At 61.0% G+C, this 19,710-nt stretch carries 13 protein-coding genes; 7 read left to right on the forward strand and 6 right to left on the reverse strand.

Annotation, left to right across the window (positions count from 1 at the left end; all coding sequences use genetic code 11):
- The 3 genes from ftsY to TX78_RS00810 all read left to right on the forward strand — a co-directional run.
- A partial coding sequence (gene ftsY, locus TX78_RS00800; protein WP_044492805.1) for a signal recognition particle-docking protein FtsY occupies nucleotides 1-958 on the forward strand: 958 nt, incomplete at its 5' end.
- Between the two features lie 188 nt (nucleotides 959-1,146).
- Nucleotides 1,147-2,433 (forward strand): ATP-binding protein, encoded by a 1,287-nt coding sequence (locus tag TX78_RS12375; protein ID WP_049897255.1) that lies wholly within the window; start codon nucleotides 1,147-1,149, stop codon nucleotides 2,431-2,433.
- Between the two features lie 152 nt (nucleotides 2,434-2,585).
- Nucleotides 2,586-3,824 (forward strand): ammonium transporter, encoded by a 1,239-nt coding sequence (locus TX78_RS00810; protein WP_044492806.1) that lies wholly within the window; start codon nucleotides 2,586-2,588, stop codon nucleotides 3,822-3,824.
- Between the two features lie 125 nt (nucleotides 3,825-3,949).
- On the opposite strand, the gene TX78_RS00815 is transcribed toward TX78_RS00810, so the two are convergent.
- Entirely contained in the window at nucleotides 3,950-5,224 is a 1,275-nt protein-coding gene (locus tag TX78_RS00815) for an MFS transporter (RefSeq protein ID WP_044492808.1), read from the reverse strand.
- Between the two features lie 40 nt (nucleotides 5,225-5,264).
- Nucleotides 5,265-8,807, reverse strand: coding sequence for a chromosome segregation protein SMC (smc, locus tag TX78_RS00820; RefSeq protein WP_044492809.1), 3,543 nt, complete (start codon nucleotides 8,805-8,807; stop codon nucleotides 5,265-5,267).
- Between the two features lie 171 nt (nucleotides 8,808-8,978).
- On the opposite strand from smc, the gene TX78_RS00825 reads away from it, so the two are divergent.
- Nucleotides 8,979-10,028, forward strand: a complete 1,050-nt coding sequence (locus TX78_RS00825) for a hypothetical protein (RefSeq protein WP_044492811.1) — start codon at nucleotides 8,979-8,981, stop codon at nucleotides 10,026-10,028.
- Between the two features lie 30 nt (nucleotides 10,029-10,058).
- On the opposite strand, the gene TX78_RS00830 is transcribed toward TX78_RS00825, so the two are convergent.
- Nucleotides 10,059-11,105 (reverse strand): polysaccharide pyruvyl transferase family protein, encoded by a 1,047-nt coding sequence (locus TX78_RS00830; RefSeq protein WP_044492813.1) that lies wholly within the window; start codon nucleotides 11,103-11,105, stop codon nucleotides 10,059-10,061.
- Between the two features lie 24 nt (nucleotides 11,106-11,129).
- Between TX78_RS00830 and TX78_RS00840 the strand changes: the two genes are divergently transcribed.
- Nucleotides 11,130-12,155, forward strand: coding sequence for a glycosyltransferase family protein (locus TX78_RS00840; protein WP_147640385.1), 1,026 nt, complete (start codon nucleotides 11,130-11,132; stop codon nucleotides 12,153-12,155).
- Between the two features lie 58 nt (nucleotides 12,156-12,213).
- Here TX78_RS00840 and TX78_RS00845 read toward each other — a convergent pair whose 3' ends face one another.
- Both TX78_RS00845 and TX78_RS00850 read right to left on the reverse strand, forming a co-directional pair.
- Nucleotides 12,214-13,830, reverse strand: a complete 1,617-nt coding sequence (locus tag TX78_RS00845; RefSeq protein WP_049897256.1) for a glycosyltransferase family 4 protein — start codon at nucleotides 13,828-13,830, stop codon at nucleotides 12,214-12,216.
- A 97-nt stretch (nucleotides 13,831-13,927) separates the two neighbouring features.
- Entirely contained in the window at nucleotides 13,928-14,950 is a 1,023-nt protein-coding gene (locus tag TX78_RS00850; RefSeq protein WP_049897257.1) for a glycosyltransferase family 2 protein, read from the reverse strand.
- 278 nt (nucleotides 14,951-15,228) lie between these two features.
- On the opposite strand from TX78_RS00850, the gene TX78_RS00855 reads away from it, so the two are divergent.
- A complete protein-coding gene (locus tag TX78_RS00855; RefSeq protein WP_044492820.1) occupies nucleotides 15,229-17,553 on the forward strand; it encodes a glycosyltransferase in 2,325 nt (774 codons plus the stop codon).
- Nucleotides 17,554-17,631: 78 nt separating this feature from the next.
- On the opposite strand, the gene TX78_RS00860 is transcribed toward TX78_RS00855, so the two are convergent.
- Entirely contained in the window at nucleotides 17,632-18,678 is a 1,047-nt protein-coding gene (locus TX78_RS00860) for a hypothetical protein (protein WP_044492823.1), read from the reverse strand.
- Between the two features lie 26 nt (nucleotides 18,679-18,704).
- Here TX78_RS00860 and TX78_RS12380 point away from each other — a divergent pair, with 26 nt between their 5' ends.
- Nucleotides 18,705-19,709 carry a hypothetical protein gene (locus TX78_RS12380; RefSeq protein ID WP_147640386.1) on the forward strand — a complete coding sequence of 335 codons (1,005 nt, stop codon included), beginning with the start codon at nucleotides 18,705-18,707 and terminating at the stop codon, nucleotides 19,707-19,709.
- The last annotated feature ends 1 nt before the right edge of the window (nucleotide 19,710 follow it).

The raw sequence follows: 19,710 nt of genomic DNA on the forward strand, positions 1-19,710 counted from the left end.
CGAGGCCGAAGCCCCAGTAGCCACTGAAACCCCTGAACCGATAGGCGGCCGTCTGGCTCGGCTGCGCGCCCGGTTGGTGAAGTCCAATAACGTCTTCGGCAAATCCCTGCTGGCTCTGCTCAGCCAGGACGAAATCGACGAGGACGTCTGGGATGAGATCGAAGAGACTCTCCTGATGGCTGACCTCGGTACTGATCCCACGATGGAATTGGTGGAGCGGCTGCGCGAGCGCGTCAAGGTGGAAGGCTCCAAGGACCCCGCTCGGGTCAAGGCCATGCTGCGCGAAGAACTGATTGCACTTATCGACCCCCAGCTGGATCGTAGTTTGAACACCGAGGCAGCAGGACGGCCCGCCGTCGTCATGGTGGTGGGCGTCAACGGTGTGGGTAAAACGACCACCGTGGGCAAACTCGCCCGTGTACTGGTGGCACAGGACAAGGACGTCATCCTCGGTGCTGCCGATACCTTCCGGGCCGCCGCAGCGGAGCAGCTGACCACCTGGGGCTCCCGCGTGGGAGTGCCCACTGTCTCCTCGGATGTCGAAGGTGCAGATCCGGCGTCGGTGGCCTTCGAGGCTGTGGCCAAGGGCGTGGAACTAGAGTCCGACGTCGTAATGGTGGATACCGCCGGCCGCCTGCAGAACAAGGCAAACCTCATGGACGAGCTGGGCAAGGTGAAGCGCGTCATTGAGAAGAAGTCCGAAGTTGATGAAGTGCTGCTGGTCCTTGACGCAACGACCGGCCAGAACGGACTGAGCCAGGCCAAGGTCTTCAGCGAAGTGGTGAATGTCACCGGAATCGTGCTGACCAAACTAGACGGCAGCGCCCGCGGCGGAATCGTGGTGGCTATTCAGCGCCAGCTGGGTGTGCCGGTGAAGCTCATCGGACTGGGCGAAGGTCCTGATGACCTTGCGCCATTTGAAGCCGAAACCTTCGTGGATGCGTTGATGGAAGAGTAGTCTCTCACACAGTACTTACGAAAGGATCGCCATGACTGTGGTGTGGCCAGCCCATTTCTCGGCTGATGTTGTCAAGCACGCTTTCGGCGGCGGCAGGCTCTCAGCGTACTGCCTGGCACTTGAAGCTTGGCGGCGAGGACTCTCTGTCACCTTCACAGACGGAGACCTCCGCAGATTCAGCGTGAGCGATGGAAAAAAAAGTTCGCTTCGATGACTCTCGTCCCGCCTCCATCACGCGACGAGAGGACTACCGCAAGCTGATCCGCAAATGGGACACCAAGCGTCTGCTCGAGGAGGCGGGTGTCCCGGTTCCTCGCGGCAGGCTCATTCAGGCCTCCGACACGTCGATGGAAGATCTGCAAACCATCGCACATGCTATCGGGTACCCACTGGTCATCAAGCCCAACAACGGGACAATGGGGCGGGGGGTATTTAGCGGCATCTCAGACTGGGAACAGTTGGTCGGGTCATGGAAGCACCTGGTCGAGGAGCTAAAGGCAGATCAGATTCTCATCGAGCAGCACTACCAGGGGGATGACTATCGAATTCTAGTCGTCGGTGACGAGGTCGCAGCGGCCTGCCTGAGGATCCCCGCCAACATCGAAGGGGACGGTGACCACACTGTCCAGGAGCTCATCGTCGCCAAAAACGAGCTACGCAGCCAGAATCCCTTCCTGTCTAAGGGCCTGATCAAGGTCGACTTCGAAGTGCGCCAGGAGCTGAAGAACCAGGGGCTCAGTCTGGAAAGCGTGCCTAAAACCGGGGAGCGCGTCGTGCTGCGTAGGGTCGCCAACGCCTCTGCTGGCGGAGACGTGGTGGATGTGACTTCGGACCTTCCTGAAGAAATTAAACGCGCAGCAGTGGAAGCGGTAGCTGCGATCCCCAATATCGTGATCGCTGGTGTCGATGTGCTCTACCAGACCGGAATGCCGGCATCTCCCGAAACTTTCACCGTCATCGAGATGAATTCACGGCCTCACATCCCTGTCAACATGTACCCCACCCACGGGGAGGGGCAAGACGTGCCTCGGACCATGATGGACCATTTCTTCCCGGACTCCTCACGTCTAGACCGTCCCGGAGACGAACTTTTGAACTTCGATCCGCGACCATTCCGTCCACCGCTGCGTGCAGGGGCTGTCGGCAGCATGACGGTGAAGCCGCTGCCCTCTCACCATTACCCAGTCCGTCGCCGATTCGATTTTGCTGCGGGAGTCGCTGCGTCACCGCTGAATGAAAGCATCAAACTCAAGCTACAGAAGAGGGCCCGCGCACTCGGAGTCGTCGGGTCCCTCCAGCATCGCGACGAAGTTCTATCCATGGTCTCGGCATGTGCAGATCTCGAGACCTCGGATAAGTGGCTGCAGGAAGTTCAGCGCCTGTTGGATCTCGAGTTCTCGGGGAGCGAGGAGTGGCTCGGGGTCGTCACGACGGGATTCTGGATCCCAAAGGCACTGCTGGAAGAGACTGCCTGACCCATTGCGTGAAGCAATAAATTGATTTCCTGCGGAAAGATTTAACGCTTCCGTTACATTTGGGCCCTCCGGGTGAAACACGGCTGGAGAACTATGGAATCCAGCTCGCACCGGTGAGATACATCGGTGAGTGATGTTTCTTGGAGGGACACATGGAAATACCTGACGTGACATGGGTGATCGTTGCCGGCGCACTCGTGCTGTTCATGACTCCCGGTCTTGCACTGTTCTACGGCGGTCTTTCCCAGACCAAATCCGCTGTCAACATGATGATGATGAGCTTCGCCGCTATGGGTCTGGTCGCGCTGATCTGGGCACTGTGGGGCAGCGCCATCGCTGGCGCGGAGCCCATCGCTGGCGGCCTCTTCGGTAACCCTGCTGCTGACTTCGCACTCTTCGAGTCCTTCGCCGCAGGCGATGACACTCTGGTGTGGGTCGGCTTCGGCGCAACCTTCGCCATCATCACCACCGCTCTGATCTCCGGAGCTATCGCCGACCGAGCAAAGTTCTCCGCATGGATGATCTTCGTTCCAGTCTGGCTCACCCTGGTCTACGCACCACTGGCCTTCTGGGTATGGGGCGACGGCGGGCTGCTGACCGCCGATGGTGCTGTGGGCTCTGTAGTGGGTGAAGCAGTGGACTTCGCCGGCGGCCTAGTGGTGCATATGTGCGCAGGCCTTTCCGCACTGGCACTGGTCCTGGTCATCGGACCGCGCAGCAACTTCGCTCCGACTAAGCCGCATAACGTTCCCTTCGTGCTGCTGGGCGCATCGATCCTGTGGTTCGGCTGGTTCGGCTTCAACATTGGTGAAGCAGGCGACGGCGTCGAAGCTTCGCTGAACTGGATCAACACCATGCTGGCCCCTGCCGCAGCCCTAGTGGCCTGGCTGCTGACCGAATGGGCCCGCGGAAAGAAGCCAACCCCGGTGGGAGCGGCCTCAGGAATCGTGGCCGGCCTGGTGGCCATCACCCCGGCGGTGGCCCACGTGAACCCGCTGGGCGCGATTATTCTCGGTGTGGTCTCCGGCGTGATCTGCTGCTACGCGGTGGACTTCAAATACGGTAAGTACGACGACACCCTTGACGTTGTGGGTCTGCACTTCGTCGCTGGCCTGTGGGGCACCGTGGCCATCGGTCTCTTCGGTTACGAGGACATCTTCGGAGAAGGCCGCAGCGGCATCTTCGTCGGCGGCGGATTCGATCTGCTGATCTCGCAGCTCGTGGCATGTGCGGTGACCCTGGTCTTCGCCTTCGTGGCGACCTACATCATCGGCATGGTCATCCATAAGACCATCGGCTTCCGCGTGGACGTCGAGGTCGAGGAGGGCGGAATCGACGAGATCGCTCACCACACCAGCGCCTACGTCAACGAGAGCGTTGCCGCTAAGTAACCCGTAGCGCTCTGCATCGCAGATCGTTGTCCTGCAAAAGCCGGGGCGGAAGCTGACAGACTCGCTGTCGCTGCCGCCCCGGCTTTTCAGTTCCCGGTGGTCAAGAGAGCGTTCTGGTAGGTCAGCTACGTCGCTAACCTGGGATTCGGCTCATCATCCTCGGTATCCGATGCCGCGCGCTGCGCTGCTGCAGGAAGAGTCTCAGGCGCCACCGTCCAGGCTCCCACTGCCACCAGCATGATCAGGCCGGTTACCCCGAACGCCCAGGTGTATCCCAAATGGTCCACGATCAGGCCCGCCAGCAGCGGACCAACGATAGAACCTAAGTCTTGGGTCATCTGGAAGACAGAGACCACGCTGCCGCCGTTCCTGCCTTCGCCCACGATATCGGCCACTGCTGCCTGCTGCGCTGGAACAATCAGGCCGGTTCCGGCTCCGGCGACGGCGCTAAGCGCCAACAGCGTCCAGGGATCTGGTGAGAAACCAAGTGTGCCTGTAGCTAGCGCGGCGATGGTGAGCCCGATGATGATCGGCGGGCGTCTGCCCCACTGGTCGGAGCGCTTGGCCAGAGTCAGCACCACGCTCACGTTTCCGGCAGCAAAAACTGCCAGGGCAATGCCGGCCAACTGGGCAGAATCGATAATCCATCCGCCGCCGACGAAAGCTCCCGCGGCAAAGAGAGGCACCACGGAGTTACGCACTCCGAAGCTGGCCCAACCATTGGCGAAGCCCGAAGCCAGGGCCGCGCGGTAGCTGGGACGAGCCCACGCCTCAGCCACGCTAGCCCGGCTGCGGCTGTCCCGGGTGAGCCGGTCCTGCAGCCGGGACTTTCGCAGCATCACAAACACGACGCCTGCCGCGACAACCAGCGCGCCGCCGTAGACCAGAAACGGTACACGTGGGCCGAGTACCACCAACGCTGAGCCCACCAGCGGTCCAGCCACATTACCGATGAGGAATGCCGAAGCATACGCGCCGGCTATCCGGCCACGGATATGCGGCGGGGCTTTGCGAGCCAGGAAGGTCATGGCGGAGACCGTGAAGAAGGTGGAGCCTATACCGCCCAGAGCCCGGAAGATCAGCAGCAGTTCATAGCTGGGGGCAAAAGCGGTGGCCACCATTGAGGCTGCCACAATGAGCAGGCCCACCACGTAGACGGGGGTCTCCCCGAGCTTTTCCGTCAGCCGACCCGAGAGTGGAGCGAAGAGCAGCCTGAACAGGCCGAAAGCAGAGACCACTGCTGAGACCGCCAACGCGGAAACCCCGAAGTCCGAGGCATACTGCGGCAGGATCGGTGCCACGATTCCGAACCCAATGGCGATGATGAACGCCGAGAGGATCATCACCTTCAGTTCTGAAGGGATGGGCGTTCTGGCTGTTTTTTCGGCCTCAGTGATCACATAGTGTGCTCAACGCCGACAGTTCCCGCCCTGTTCCCGCCTATGCGGAATCGCTGCGAGCCAGGCGCTGGGAGGCCACACGGGTTGAACCATCCTGCCTCATCGAGACTCCATAGAGCGCGTCGGCGATCTCCATGGTGCGTTTCTGGTGAGTAATCACAATCAGCTGCGAAGATTCGCGCAGTTCCTCAAAGATGACCAGAAGGCGCGAGAGATTCGTGTCATCCAACGCTGCCTCTACCTCGTCCATCACATAAAAGGGACTCGGCCGCGCCTTGAAGATCGCCACCAGCAGCGCTACTGCTGTCAGAGACCGTTCGCCACCTGAGAGCAACGAGAGGCGACGGATGCGTTTGCCCGGCGGACGCGCGTGGACTTCGATGCCGGTGTTAAGCATGTCTTCAGGGTTGGTGAGCTCCAAACGTCCTTCACCCCCTGGGAAGAGCCGGGAGAAGACCCGTTCAAACTGCACCCGGGTGTCCTCCCAGGCCTCAGTGAAGACCTTCTGGACGGTGGCATCGACTTCGCTGATGATATCCAGCAGGGATTGCCTAGATTTCTTCAGGTCCGCCAGCTGCTCCTGCAGGTAGCGGTGACGCTCTTCCAGCGCGACATGCTCTTCCAACGCCAAGGGGTTGACCTTGCCCAGGGATTTGAGGTCGCGGCGGGCTTGGGCCAGCCGGGATTCCTGTGCTCGGCGCTGATACGGCAGCCCCGGTGCGTCGTCGTCCTCGTTCTCAGGATCCGGTACAGGCTGATCTGGTCCGTAATGCTCGATCAGATATTCGGGGGTCAGGCTGAGTTCCTCTTCGGCGCGTTGCTCAGCGGCCTCCAGAGCCAGACGAAGTTCCGTCTGACGCAGCTCCGCCTGATGCAGCCTCGCCGTAATCTCTTCCAGCTCAGTGGCAGACCTGCTGCGCTGCTGTTTAGCCGCGCTGATCTGTGCAGCGAGGTCGGCGTAGCCCTGGCGCGCTTCCGTCTGGGTTGCCTCCACGGCCTCCAGTTTTCCTACCAAACGCTCGACGGCGCGCTCTGCTTCGGCACGGATGTCTTCGGCCCGCTGTGCCTTGTCATGACGCAGCTGGGCTGCCTTGCGTGCCTGTTCACGGCGGTGCTCTTCAGCTTGAGCATTTCGGCGCAGAGATGCCGCCCGCTCAAGAAGCTGCTTGTGCTGTTCCTGGGCCGCCCGTAGCGCCAGTCGCGCATCTACCTCTTCCCGGCGCAGAGCCGATGCTGCTTCGCTGAGCCGGTCACGTTCCTCAGTGGAGGGGTCTTCGAGGGTCTCCTGGTTCTCAGCGGCGTCCAGACGTGCCGTGATCTCCTGGAGCTGGTCCTCGGCGTCCTTTGCGCTGGCCGCCGCGTCTGCGATCTCTTTATCGAACCCGGCTACACGCTGCTGGGCACGAGTGATCTCCGCCTTGAGCCTGTTGATCTGGTCTTGGGCCGATGTCAATGCCCTGTCGTTGGCCTGGGCGGCCTCGCGAGCTTCATTGGCGCCCAGCTCGGCAGCGCTGACCTCATGCTGGCTGTCGGCGAGTTGCGCAGTGACCTCGGTGAGTTCCCGCTCGGCCTGATCGAGCTCTTCGGTGACCTGTGCGATATGCGCGGTGATAGCGACCTCAGCGTTCTCCACGGCAGTACCGCCGATCCGCTCTCCCAGACGAAGAATCACACCATCCGCTGTCACTGCGGCCTGAACATCGTCGCGGCTCAGCAGCTCCTCAGCCTGATTCTGGTCCTCAACAACGACGACGCCCGCGAGAACGGCTTCCACGGGGGCGCTGAGGTCACGTGGCGCGTGGACCACGTCCAGCGCCCAGTGGGTACCCGCGGGCAGCTTTTCCCTGGTGGCTGCAGAAGTGGAGGCCTCAGTGGGATAGACCACGTGAGCTCGTCCGCCGTCATTCTCTGCAAGCCAGCTCACCGCTTCTGCTGCGGCCGAGGCATTGGCAACCAGTAGGGCGGCGTCGAGGCTGCCGAGGCAGGCGGCGATGGCTTTCTCCCACCCGCGGTCTACACCTAGCTTCTCAGCGTAGCTTCCGGTCACGATGGAAGCGGGGTGTTTGGCCAGCGCCGCAGCACCGTCGCGCGGGCGGCGAGCGGCTTCCAGTCCCGAGAGCCTAGCGCGGAACTCACTGACAACAATCTCTAACTGCCGTTGGCGCGCAGCGAGTTCGTCATGTGCAGCGCGCAGATCCTCATATCGGGTCTGCGCCTGCCGGTACGCCTCATCGAGTCCGTTTTCACCAGAGGTGATGCTGGTGATCCGCTGTTCCAGTTCGGCCAGTTCAGCCCGAGACGTTTCAAGAGCGATCTGCTCGATCTCCTGCTGCTGCACTGCCCGACGCTGTCTGCTCTGGGCGGCGTCTTGACGGCCCTGAGCTGTTTCTACACGACCGCGCAACGTAGCCAGGCCCGCCTTCCGGTCAGCTACAGCACGCAGCTGCTCGGTGATTCGGGTCTCTTCCGCTTTAAGTTCCTCCTCGGCGGCAGTGCGCCGGGCCGTGATCTGCTCCAAGTGCTCGCGTGCGGCGTCGAGCTTCTCCTGCTGCATCTGCGCTTCCGCTGCGACCTGTTCGGCCTGATCGCGCAGCTGCTGAGGGTCTCGTCCGTTGCTGGTGTCCATAGCTGCAGCGTTGCGCAGGCTGCTGGCACGTTCTGCGGCCAAGGAGGCCACCGAACGCAGCTTCTCCTGCACTTGAGCCAGCCGGTGGTGGCCAGAGGACAGCCGCTCAGAGCGGTCACGCAGTGCCTCGCTCTGCTGTACGAGCGCGCTGATCTGTTCATCCTGGCTGCGCAGCTTCTCCCTCAGTTCCTCTGCCGCCTCATGATCCTGCTGTTCGCCCTGGCTGGAAGCATGGAGCGCGGTAGCGGCTTGAACGAGGTCATCTGCAATCAGTCGGGACAGCGCGTCGCGCAGCTCGTACTGAATGTGCTGCGCTCTGCGCGCCACCTTGGCCTGGCGGCCCAAGGGGGCCAGTTGGCGCGAGAGCTCGGAGATCAGGTCCTCGAGTCGTTCGAGATTGCCCTGCATGGACTCAAGTTTGCGGACCGAACGCTCACGACGTCGTCGGTGTTTGAGCACGCCTGCGGCCTCTTCAATAAACCCGCGGCGCTGCTCGGGTGTGGCGTGCAGGACCTGGTCCAACTGACCTTGACCCACAATCACGTGCATCTCCCGGCCCAGGCCCGAATCTGAGAGCAGCTCTTGAATATCCAACAGACGGCATTTGGCACCGTTGATGGTGTACTCGCTGCCCCCTGAACGGAACATGGTGCGGGAGATGGTGACTTCGGAGTAGTCGATGGGCAGCGCGCCGTCGGAATTGTCGATGGTCAGCGAGACAGACGCACGTCCCAGCGGCTGCCGTTCGGCAGTGCCGGCGAAGATCACGTCCTCCATGGTCCCGCCGCGCAGTGACTTTGCGCCCTGCTCCCCCATGACCCAGGCCAGGGCGTCGACCACATTGGACTTACCAGACCCGTTAGGCCCCACGACGGCGGTGACGCCCGGTTCGAATTCAAAGGTGGTGGCGGAGGCGAAGGATTTGAAGCCGCGGACGGTCAGTGTCTTCAAATGCACAGCGGCGTGTCCTCCCCTCAAGTTGGCGCGATCCCCACCATTCTGCCGCAAAGCGAACCTGTCAGGCACAGCGGTGTGTCAAGATAGTCCTCGTGATTGCTCAGCTAAAGGCCCCCGCTCTTACCGGCAGAACCTGCGTCGGCTAGTTCGAAGGAGCCGACTGAGAGAAGAATGAACACCATCCTGACTCGCTTCATCGCTGAACATGCAGCGTCGGTGGAACCCACCGCGTATGTACTTGAGGGCCGCCGTGCGCAGCGCCCAAGAGGTATCTTCCCGGCTGCCTTTAGACGGTTTGGCGGCTCAATCGCTGCGGTGTCGGGCAAACAGCGTGTGGTGATTCAGAACCAGCAGACTGTCGGTGGCTTCCAGGTCAACCTCACCAGCCTCGCCAGCGTGGACGGCTATGAGGCATCTAGATCTGCCACTTTGGCCTATGAGTATTTCCGCGCTGCACGTCTCACGGTCCCTTCCGGCAGGGCATTCTCTTCGCGGGAGTACGAGGCTGCACTCGATTATCTCGAGCAGCACAACGAGGCTCCGCTGCTGGTCAAGCCAGCACACACCTCCAGAGGACGCGGCATCACGCCGAATGTCCGCACAGAGCAGGATCTGAAGGCGGCCTGGGAGAACGCCCGTGCGGTCTATATCCGAGGTCTCGGCAGTAGCAATCAGATCCTGCTCGAGGAGCAGATTGAAGGTATCAGTATCCGCGCCTTCATCGCTGGGGAACGGGTAGTTGCCGCCACAGCCAGAATTCCTATGTTCATCGTGGGCGACGGCAATAAGACAGTTGAAGAGCTTGCGGTGCGGTCTGTGCGCCTCCGACGTCGCAATCCTTTTCTCTCAGAATATTCACTGGACGTGCACCAGATCCTCCAGGATTCTTACGTGGATCCTTCGCATGTGCCGCCCCGGGGCGAGATACTTGTGCTGTCTGAGCGAGTAGGAATGCAGTACGGCGGCGTGACGGTGGACATCACAGATCACCTTGGGTCTGATCTGCAGAAGCTGGCAGTCGGAGCGGCATGGGCCGTACCGGGAATACCCGTGACAGCGGTGGATTTGGTGGCACCTCAGCTGGATTCGGCAGAAGGCGCGGCGGTGCTCCAGATCGATGTCGAGGCAAATCTCGCGATCCATCACTTCCCCTGGATCGGTCAGCCCCGGCCGGTAGCCGAGTACGTAGCACGGGCCATGATTCGCCGGGCGCACGTCTAGCAACCCACTGTCGTCCCGGGCGACGATAGTTCACGCAGAATCGATGACGGTTTCGATCCGTTTCTGCAACTGAGCGACAGTCTTCCGTGCCCTCTCCACAGCGAGCGGTAGCTGTCGCGCTCGTTCCGCGACACTTGAAGAGAAATCGCCTAGCTGATCGTACCGACCAACAAGGTCCCCCAGTCCTGCGGCTGCGAGAATACGTGTGATCTTCTGCGGATTGGCTGCTGAACCTATCGGGTAGGCACCTTCCGTGGCGCCGATGATCAGACCGTGGGCCCGATCGCTGATCACTGCGAGGGATTGGCGAAAGATCTCTCGGGCATACGCGTCCAGCACGGCGTGGCTCATGCTTGGCGGCACAAGATAACGACCGCCAAGCGCCTCAGCCAGACGTACAGCTTTAGGTGCATCCCGGGCTACTTGTGCCAGTGTGACGACTTCTGCGGATGTTTCAGCGGCGAGACCTGCGATCGCGCTGAACCACGAGTTCTCGGGCCACGGTCGGTCAAAGCGCATAGTGACCGCAAGAAGCGGACGTGACCCAGCTGGCTTCCATTCAGTCGTCTCTGTGCCGAGGGAGAATGCCCAGTCCGGGGCAACGTCGCCGAACCCTGCAGCGTCACGAGAAGCTTGGTCCCTCCAAGAGATCACACGAGCTTCCTTGAAGACTCGCGGAAATTGTGTGCCCCGAGCAGCCTGTGGATCCTTGAAACCCAGGCCAGCGACAATCAGGGGCCCCCCGGCACGCGCCCCATATCTAAGCTCCGCGGTACGCTGAGGATTCGGGTACTTTCCACCCTGTGGATCGATTTCACCAGCGTTGAAGAGATGGATTGCGTGCGGAGTAGAAACGCTGGTTCTCGCCCACTTTCCACGCTCCGTGTAAATTCGATCTGTCTCGCCGAGATCAAAGCCAGACAAATAGTCAGCGGTCGGTGAATCGAAGAATATGTGAAAGCGTCGGTCTTCCCGCCGAAGTGCGCGGATGTAAGCGGTTCGTAGTGCCGAATCGCCGAGGTTGTCATCCTGGCCGGTGAGGTCGACAAAGACATCTTGTTGATTACTGGCACTCATTGCAGGCCAGTCTATACTGGGCCGGTGCCGCCAGCTCTGACTCCTGAAGATCACTCCGCCGTACTACGAGTCCATATCGGACACCGGCCTCCCCGGCCGAATGTCTCATATGTGGACCAGTTAGTCGGAGAGGATCAGGAGGGCATCGCCTTCAGCTACTTCACTGGTCTCCTGCGGAACTATGACGTCGACGTCGTTCACGTTCATCACCCCTGCGCCCTGCTTGGCGGAAAAACCGACGGCGACCCACTGCCGAAGAATGATCTGGTGCTCTCGGCCTTGGCGCTGCGAGTAGTGCACAACCTGAGGAAGAATCGAACCGCTCTGGTCCAGACCGTACACGGTAAGGACCACTGCGGTACCGGCCGGTGGCGTCGAATCCTCGAGCGCGCCACCGACGCCTACATCACCCTCGATGCTGAAATGAAAACACCGGCACCGGACCGCACCGTCCATATCCCGCACGCTCATTATCGGGAGCGCTTTCTCGGCTATCCGGTGGCCGAGCAGATTCCGGGACGCGTACTTTGCATCTCCCCACACCGCCTGGCTGCAGTCTGTGCAGCCCCGTTGCGTGTCTTTGAGCTGACTAGCACCGCAGGATTGTCGCTACGCGTGGCTGGCGGACCGGATCCCGCCGTGAGTTCGCTCATCGACCGGGCGGATGCTGGGACGCAGGAGAAGATCAGCTCCCGCTTGGAACTTCTCTCCGACGCCGCGATGGTCGAGGAGATCTCCGAGGCCGAACTGGTGTTGCTACCGGCGATTGAGACCTTGGCCGACGAGAGCATGCTCTTCATGGCTCTATCTCTGGAACGGCCAGTGCTTGTCCAGGACAGTCCTGCTGTGCAGAGCCTTCGCAGGGAGGTTGGGCCGGGTTGGATACACACTCACGCTGGACCCTTGACAGCAGAACGCATTGACAGCGTCATGGACGCGCTACAGTCCAGCCCAGCAGAGCAGCCGCCGCAATTCATCGGCCGCGACATGGACGTTGTAGCCCAGCAGTACGCAGCACTCTACCGAGCGGCGTCCCGGCGCCGCCGCTGAATCGACCCGTCAGGCTACAGACTTTGATGAAGCGTCGCCTGATGGACACTCTTGTTAGTTATAGGGGCAGACGGCGCTTGAGGGCGTAGTTAACTCGGTGCGCAAGCGGCTTCAGGCCTGGTGCAACACTAAGGGCTAGATGTCCATAGGGGCGTACCCTGCGGGCCACGCTTCGTATCGCACGCCGCGCGAAGGAAGGGGCCGGGGCAGCCGAGTCTCCCGGCTTCTGTTCGACTCCTCTCTTCGCCGCCCGAGTCCTCTTTCCTGAGTGCCGCTCCACATAGAACAGCAGCAGGTCAACAAGTTCCTTGGCATCTGTGAGGGTCGGTTCAGGTGAGAACTCCGCTGGCAGGTTGCCGGTCACCAGCTGCTGATACACAGTTGAGAAGCTGAACTTTCGTGCCTGCTCCGCCGCCTCCAGCGACGCACTGGAGAGTAGCTGATAGCGCTGTGGATCCTCCGATATCGCCTTGACCTCACGGGCCAGAGCCACCGGGTCCGATTGAGGTACAGAGACGATCCCAGCATTGTCTTGAACCGGCAGCAACCACGGAAGGTCATACATCACCACGGGCAGACCCCTCGCCTGCGCTTCGAGCAGAGTCAGCTGGTAGCCCTCAATTACGCTGGTCGAGACGAATATATCGGCAGCGTCTGCGGCGTCGATCAGGTCCTGACCGTGCAATGGGCCCACAACCTCAATGAGATCCTCGAGCCCCTTCTTGCGCACCTCAACGTTCAGCCTGGCGGGAGTGAAGCCACGCCACTCGGGCCCGATGAGCTTGAGACGGAAATCCACATCCAGCTTCTTCAGCTCTGTTCCCACAGCGAGGAGCTGGCGAACCTGCTTAGTGTGTTCGTCGAGGCGCCCCCACCAAATCAGTTCCACCCGCCGACCATGTGGTGCCGGCTTGGAGATCTCTTCTGTCGCAGAGTCCAGGATCATCGGCGAGATCGGGTTTGGTAAATACGCCGCGTGCTTCACCCCTCTCAGCTTCCAATAGACGGCGTCCAAGGATGACAAGGTCACAACCTGAGCCAGCGCGTTCATGTGGTTGGTAAGGAAGGATGTCAGGCCACTGAGGTCATAGACGGGCCGCCCGGCGAAATTGTGAATCCAACCGATTGTCGGAACGCCAAGAGCCCGAGCAGCTAGCGCATACACCGGCCAGTCGCGTGTATAGAGGATCTGGTGGTCGATAATCACGTCAATGGCGTGCTCCCGGCAGACCTGAATCCACTCTGCCGCCTTATCCGAAGAGTTCGCGGCCCCCAGCTGAAGAAAAGTGGCTCCAGCGGGGATGGCATGTTGGTCACTGCCCTCACCGCGAGCGGCTATGACCACACGGTAGCCGGCCTCGATGAGGTACCTGGCCTGCGAGAGGAGCACCATGGAGACCCCACCAGTGGTCACCGTCTTGGTAGTCAGCAGAACGGTACGGACCTCACGTTCGCCCAAAGGTACGCGAGTGCCCAGACGTGCCAGCAGGCTGACGGCATCGGCGCCCTGCTGAGTCGCGGCGAGGACGAGATCTGCGGCCGGATATTGCGCCTCGAGTCGGCCTAGCCGCTCCGCCTGCGATGAAGTGTCAGGATCTCCCAGCACAGAGAGGATTTCATCTGCGATCACCGCCAGGCGCGGGTCTTGTGCTGCTGGGGAACTCAAGGGGGGCATTGGTCGGTACGCTCCATAACATTCAGTCAATGGCTTGATCAGCCGTTCTGCTGCATCCCGGCGACGGTATTCATACGCCCGGGAGACAGGCCTAATCCTAACGAAGCTGCTGCGTGCTTCCTGTGAGTGGTTGAATCTCCGGCGCTGTCCGTGGCTGTGGACCGGAGCTTCGCTGTTCCATGGCGCGGACCGTATCTTGTTCTGATACCCGCTGATGAAGAACTTCGAGACAGCTGGCAGCAAGACTGGGGTTCTCCAGTCCGGGAAGGTACTTCACCACGTTTCCTATCACGGTGAGCTTAGCCGCCTCATAACTTGCAAGGAGAGTCTCACCCGAGGAACCCCCATGCGCCGCCTGCTGACGCACAATCTGCGTGAGGGCATCAAGGGCGTCAATCGAGTGGAGATAGAACGCGAACTGATCCGTCGTCTCCACGCGTCGGCCACTGGGCCCGCGTTGGAAGTGGTACCGATAGAGCTTGTCTGGAACGGAGGAATACTGGCGGGCTGCCGCGGCGGCGAGGAACGAGATGGGCAGGTCATCGGCCCGGTACAGGCGTAGCGTGCCAGGAAGGCGCGAGTACGCCAGCCGCACGAGCTCAGTGCGGAAAAGGTAGCGCCACACCTGCATTTGCACCGGACCCTCGGGAGGAAACAGGCCCGGCAGAACCGCCTCATGGGATAGCTCCGCATATCGAGGCTGCAGCCTGCGTTCAAAATCGACTACTGAATCTCTGCTCGCTGCCACGACATCGATTCCGAAGCCCACCAAGTCACTGTTGAGTTCCTGGGCCCGCCGGAGCGTTTTCTCCGCTGCCCCGGGCAACAGCTCGTCGTCACCGTCGAGGAAAAGCACGTACGGTGCTAGCGCTGCCTGTACTCCTCGCCTACGCGCTTGAAAGGGAGAAGAGTTCACAGCAAGCCGGAGCAGCCGAATACGCCGGTCCAACTGCTGAGCAGCGTCTATCACTTCAGCAGAGCGGTCCGTAGAGGCGTCGTCGACGCAGATGATCTCAATGTTCTCCAACGTTTGCGCCCGGCAGCTCTTCAGGGCGGCTTCAACCTGTTCCTCGTTGTTATGGACCGGAACAATGATAGAAACCTCGGGAGAGCTTGGCACAGTCCTCACCTCGAAAAAATGGTGGCTCGGTCGACTCTGCGGTCAACTCGGTGCGGTCGTCCCGCGGATGTGGTCATTCTGACAGTTACCTCGCCGAGAGACCACCCTCGATAACGGTTGTGAATCAGCCCGGGTGAGATATGGCACGCTGGGATTGTCGCTGCCGCTGCGTCAGGCTGGCGCATATAGTATTGGGCTGCCCGCCGGGCATGGACTGTGCGGCGATGATCACTTGGTGGCGCACTGCTCGCGCCCTGTTGTCTAACGATGGAGCTACGATGCAAGACTCTCCTCAGGTATCGATCGTGATGCCTGTCTTCAATGACGAAGACTGGATCGCCGAAGCGCTCGAAAGCTGCCTGAGCCAGACTCTGCAGGAGATCGAGGTCATCTGCGTAGATGATGCTTCCACGGATGACACCCCGCAGATCATCGAGCGGTATCAGGAGAAAGACCCGCGCGTGCGGCTGGTCCGCCAGCCGGCTAATCTCTCTGCGTTCCAGGCCCGCCGGGTCGGCATTCTTGAGTCATCCGCACCGTACATTCTCTTCCTCGACGGCGACGACGAGCTGGATCCGCGGGCCGCTGAAAAAGCTGTCGCTAAGGCGGAGTCCACGCACGCAGACCTCGTGGGATTCGGCGTCGCGGTGCTTGGTCCCAACGGGAACGCGGTGTTGGGATACCAACGGCGTCTGATGCCGAAACACTCATCCCTTGAGGGCGAGGAGATTCTCAAGGGACTCTTCCCCGTCGGGCGGCCCGCGCAGGGCCAGCTGTGGAGGTTCTTATTCAGCACTGATCTGCTGCGTGAAGCTTATTCGCTCCTGCCAGAAGACCTTGTTCTCAGCCGCGTCAATGATCTGCCGATCACCTTCCTGGCGCTGGCCTCTGCCCAACGCTATGTTTCGATGACCGACCTTCTCTACCGGTATCACTTCCGCCGCGGAGGCAGTGGACACCAAGTCGCCGGCCTTGAGCAGTTCCAGTTCTACTGCCGAGGTATCGAATCTCTGGAGAGCATGGTCGGCGCTGTGCGGACCCTAGCGCGGAAGACTCCTGATCCTGAGCCGATTCTGGACGGCTACGAAACAGCCCGGTTGTCGATAATCGGAAACGTGCTGGGCTATTTGCTCGCCAGCGCAAGCGAGGAGTTCTACCAGGACTATCTCGAGCATCTCTACTCCTTGGTCAGCAAGGCAGACGTCGTGCTCGCCGCCGCTGACTACGCCCCGGACGCCATTCCGGTGCTAGCTAAGCACAGCACGAGGGCCGACCTCACAGGCCGAGAGGTGCGCAATGTCCTGCTCACCACAAAGGTCATCACCACTGGTGGGGTCTCATTAGTCCTCCTCGCCCAGGCGAAATACCTCACCCAGGCGGGCTACCAGGTGACGATTGCCGCTAAGAGCCGCGGCAGCGTGCTGGACGGGCTGCCAGAAGGTGTGAAGTTCGTAGAGATCACGGGCCGACGCGCCTCGACCCGGCTCTCACAATGGGCTGAAATCTGCAGAACCGAATCCATCGATGTGATCATCGAGCACCAGGTTCTCTACAGCAAGAGCTGGCCCTCCTATGCCCTCATGGCAGAGGCCGTAGGCGTTCCTACGATTGGGTGGATTCATAGCTTCGCTCTGCGCCCGGTCTACGACCTCAAAGACATGATTTCCTTCATTCGGGACCAGGCAAACTGCCTGGCTTCCGTTGTCACGCTGTCGCCCCTAGACGTCTCATTCTGGAAGCTCCAGGGAGTGTCGCACACCTGCTACTTGCCAAACCCCGGATCCCCGATGCTGCTGGAGTCCGCAGGTTCTGCAGCAAAGAAGTCCGCACCTGAAGGCGCGCTGAAGCTCATCTGGTGGGGTCGGCTCGAAGAACACACCAAGCAGGTCAGCCAGCTCATCGAGATTGCCGCTGAGCTTCGGCAGCTCGATGTGAACTTCCGGCTTACGATCATTGGGCCAGACTCACCGGAACTTACCGCTGCTGATCTGAAGGCGCGCGCTAAGAGCCGCAACGTCGAGGACCTCGTGGACCTGGTGGGTCCGTTGCAGGGCGAGGATCTGCTCAATGCCATTGATGCCGCAGATATGTTCGTCAGTACGAGCATCCTCGAGGGCTATCAGCTCACTCTCGCGGAGGCACAGGCGCGCGGGCTACCGGCGGCGATGTACGAGCTGCCCTGGCTGACCCTCGTGCAGGAGAACAGAGGGATCATGCCTGCCGCGCAGGGCGACGCCGCAGGCCTTGCCAGGAAGATTAAGGCCGTCGCTGGAGACCCCGACCTCTACGCCCAGTATTCACAAGCTTCTGCGGAGGCCGCGCAACGGGCACTGAGCCTGGACTTCTCCCGGCTGTACGAACAGCTGGTCACAGGGTCGCTGCCGGAGGAATATTCGCCAGAACCGACCCTTGAAGATGCTCAGCAGATCATCGATTGGATCGTATTCTTCACTGAGCGCCATACCGGTATTCGCGGCCGCCGCGGACGAGGACCCGTTGCCGGTGAGAAAACGCTGTTGCGCCGTGCTCTCAACCGGGTGGACCGGGCTGCTCCGGCTCTGAGGCCGGTCAAGCGCCGGGTGAAGCGTTTGCTGGGCCGTTAAACACCGGATTACCTGTGAGGAGGCGTCCGGCAGCGCCGAACCCCTCCTCACAGCCGCTCCCTGGCACGAACTAACGCGTCAGCGCATGGAGTCCATCGCGTCGTTAATGCGGCGTGTCAGCTCAGCGAGTCGTTGACGGGCAGTGTCCACAGCCGGCTTGAAATCTGCGAGTTGGGCATCAAATCGTGCAGAAAAATCCTGAAGCTCATCGTAGCGTCCCACTAGCTCACCGAGATCTGCGGCCTCGAGCAGCCGCTTGATCTTCTGGGGGTTAGCAGCCGAGCCGATGGGGTACGCGCCTTCGGTAGCAGCGATGATCAAACCATGGGCACGATCGCTGATCACTGCCAGAGCCTGGCCATACGTGTGCCGGGCGTGGGCGTCGAGGTCGGCATGCTTCATGCTTGGCGGGGTGAGGTACTCGCCGTCCAGCATCTGTGCCAGCTGAACAGCTCGGGGGGCATCCCGCGCCACCTGAGCGAGTGTGACGATCTGGCTTGAAGTCTGTGCAGCCAGGGCACGCACGCCGTCGAACCACTCTGCACCTGGCAATGGGCGATCGTAGCGCAGCGAAACAGCAAGGAGCGGTCGCGCGTCGGCTGATGCCCACTCTGCCGTCGGTGTTCCCAGGGCATAGGCCCAGTCCGGCGCCCAGGTTCCGAAGCCGGCGGCGTCCCGAGACGGCTTATCCCTCCATGAAGCGATTTCGGCTTCACGCAGGAGCGGATGAATACCGCTGGGATCGAGCTTGGACGGATCCTTCAAGCCGGTGCCGGCCATGATGATCATTCCCCCGTGGTCCACGATATTGCGTAACTGAATAGCAGTGTGCCGTGGCGGGTAGGCCCGACCGGGGTTGATCTCACCAGCGTTGAAGAGCATGACTGCACCCTTGGAGCTGTTGCTTGCGGCGATCCATTCGTCGCGGTCGTTATAGACCTTGTGCTCTGGCTTCAGCGGTATGCCGGTCAAGTAATCAGTGGTCTGCCCCTCGAAATGCACGTGGAACTGACGTCCTGGTCCCTGCGCGGCTTCAAAGTAGGCCGCCCTCAAGGCGGAGTCACCGAGGTTGTCGTCCTGGCCGCCGAGGTGGATAAAAACGTCCTGCACACTGTTTTCGCTCATCGCGTCTACTCTAATATAGTTATTCTGTGCTCCCCGTTGACCTAAGCCCACATAATGGCCGCTCTCTTCGCGTACTTGTGGGCCACCGACCACCAGCACCGAAGGTTCGATACATCGACCAGGTCATCGGCGATGAGACCCTCGGCATCGATTTTGGCTACTTCGGCGGAGCTTTTCGCAAGCAGGAAGCCGACGTCGTCCATATCGTGGATCTCAACCCTCTCCTAGGTGAATCCACCAAAGACAGTGCTCGAGTGGCCGAAGCCAAGAGCTTCGTCGAGACACTTCAGGAGCAGAGGACCGCACTGGTTCAGACCATCCTGGATAGCACTCCGGCCGACGACGCTGCCCAGCAGATTCTTGACGAGGCCACTGAGACCTTCATCGTCCTCGACAATCACACCCCGACCCCTGATGCCTCACGAACTGTTGTAGTCCCCCATGCCCACTTTCGCAGCCGGTTCTTCGGCTACCCGCGCGCGCATAAAGTAGCGGGACGATTGTTATGTGTGGCGCGATCGGAGCTATCCCGCTCTGCGGAAGGACCGTTAAAAGTCTTCTCTGTCACCGACACCCCTGGCCTATCACTGCGGGTCGTTGGAGACGAAGACCCAGCTCTTGAGCAACTGATTCCGCGTGCTGTGCGACGGGCGGGGGGTTCCGTCTCAGCTCGCACCGAACTCCTCTCCGACGCAGAGCTCGTTCGCGAGATCGATGCTGCTGAGTATGTGATTCTGCCGCAAGTCACCTCCCTGGAGGATATGACACTGCTTTACCTAGCTCTTTCGCTGGACCGGCCGGTGATGCTGCCCGAAAGCGAGTTGGCACGTGAGCTGGGGGCAGAGGTAGGTCCTGGCTGGATCAACTGCTTCGACGGCCCCGTGACGGCTGAGGGCATTGATCAACTTGTCGCTCAGGCGCGAGCCCTGCCGCGCTCAGTGCGGCCTGACTTGGACGCACGGGATCCAGAGGTGATTGCGAGAAGGTATGCCGAGGTGTACCGCGCCGCGGCTAAGAGCGTCACTCGCTGAA

This window comes from Nesterenkonia massiliensis, from assembly GCF_000455245.1.
Taxonomy (GTDB): Bacteria; Actinomycetota; Actinomycetes; order Actinomycetales; family Micrococcaceae; genus Nesterenkonia; species Nesterenkonia rhizosphaerae.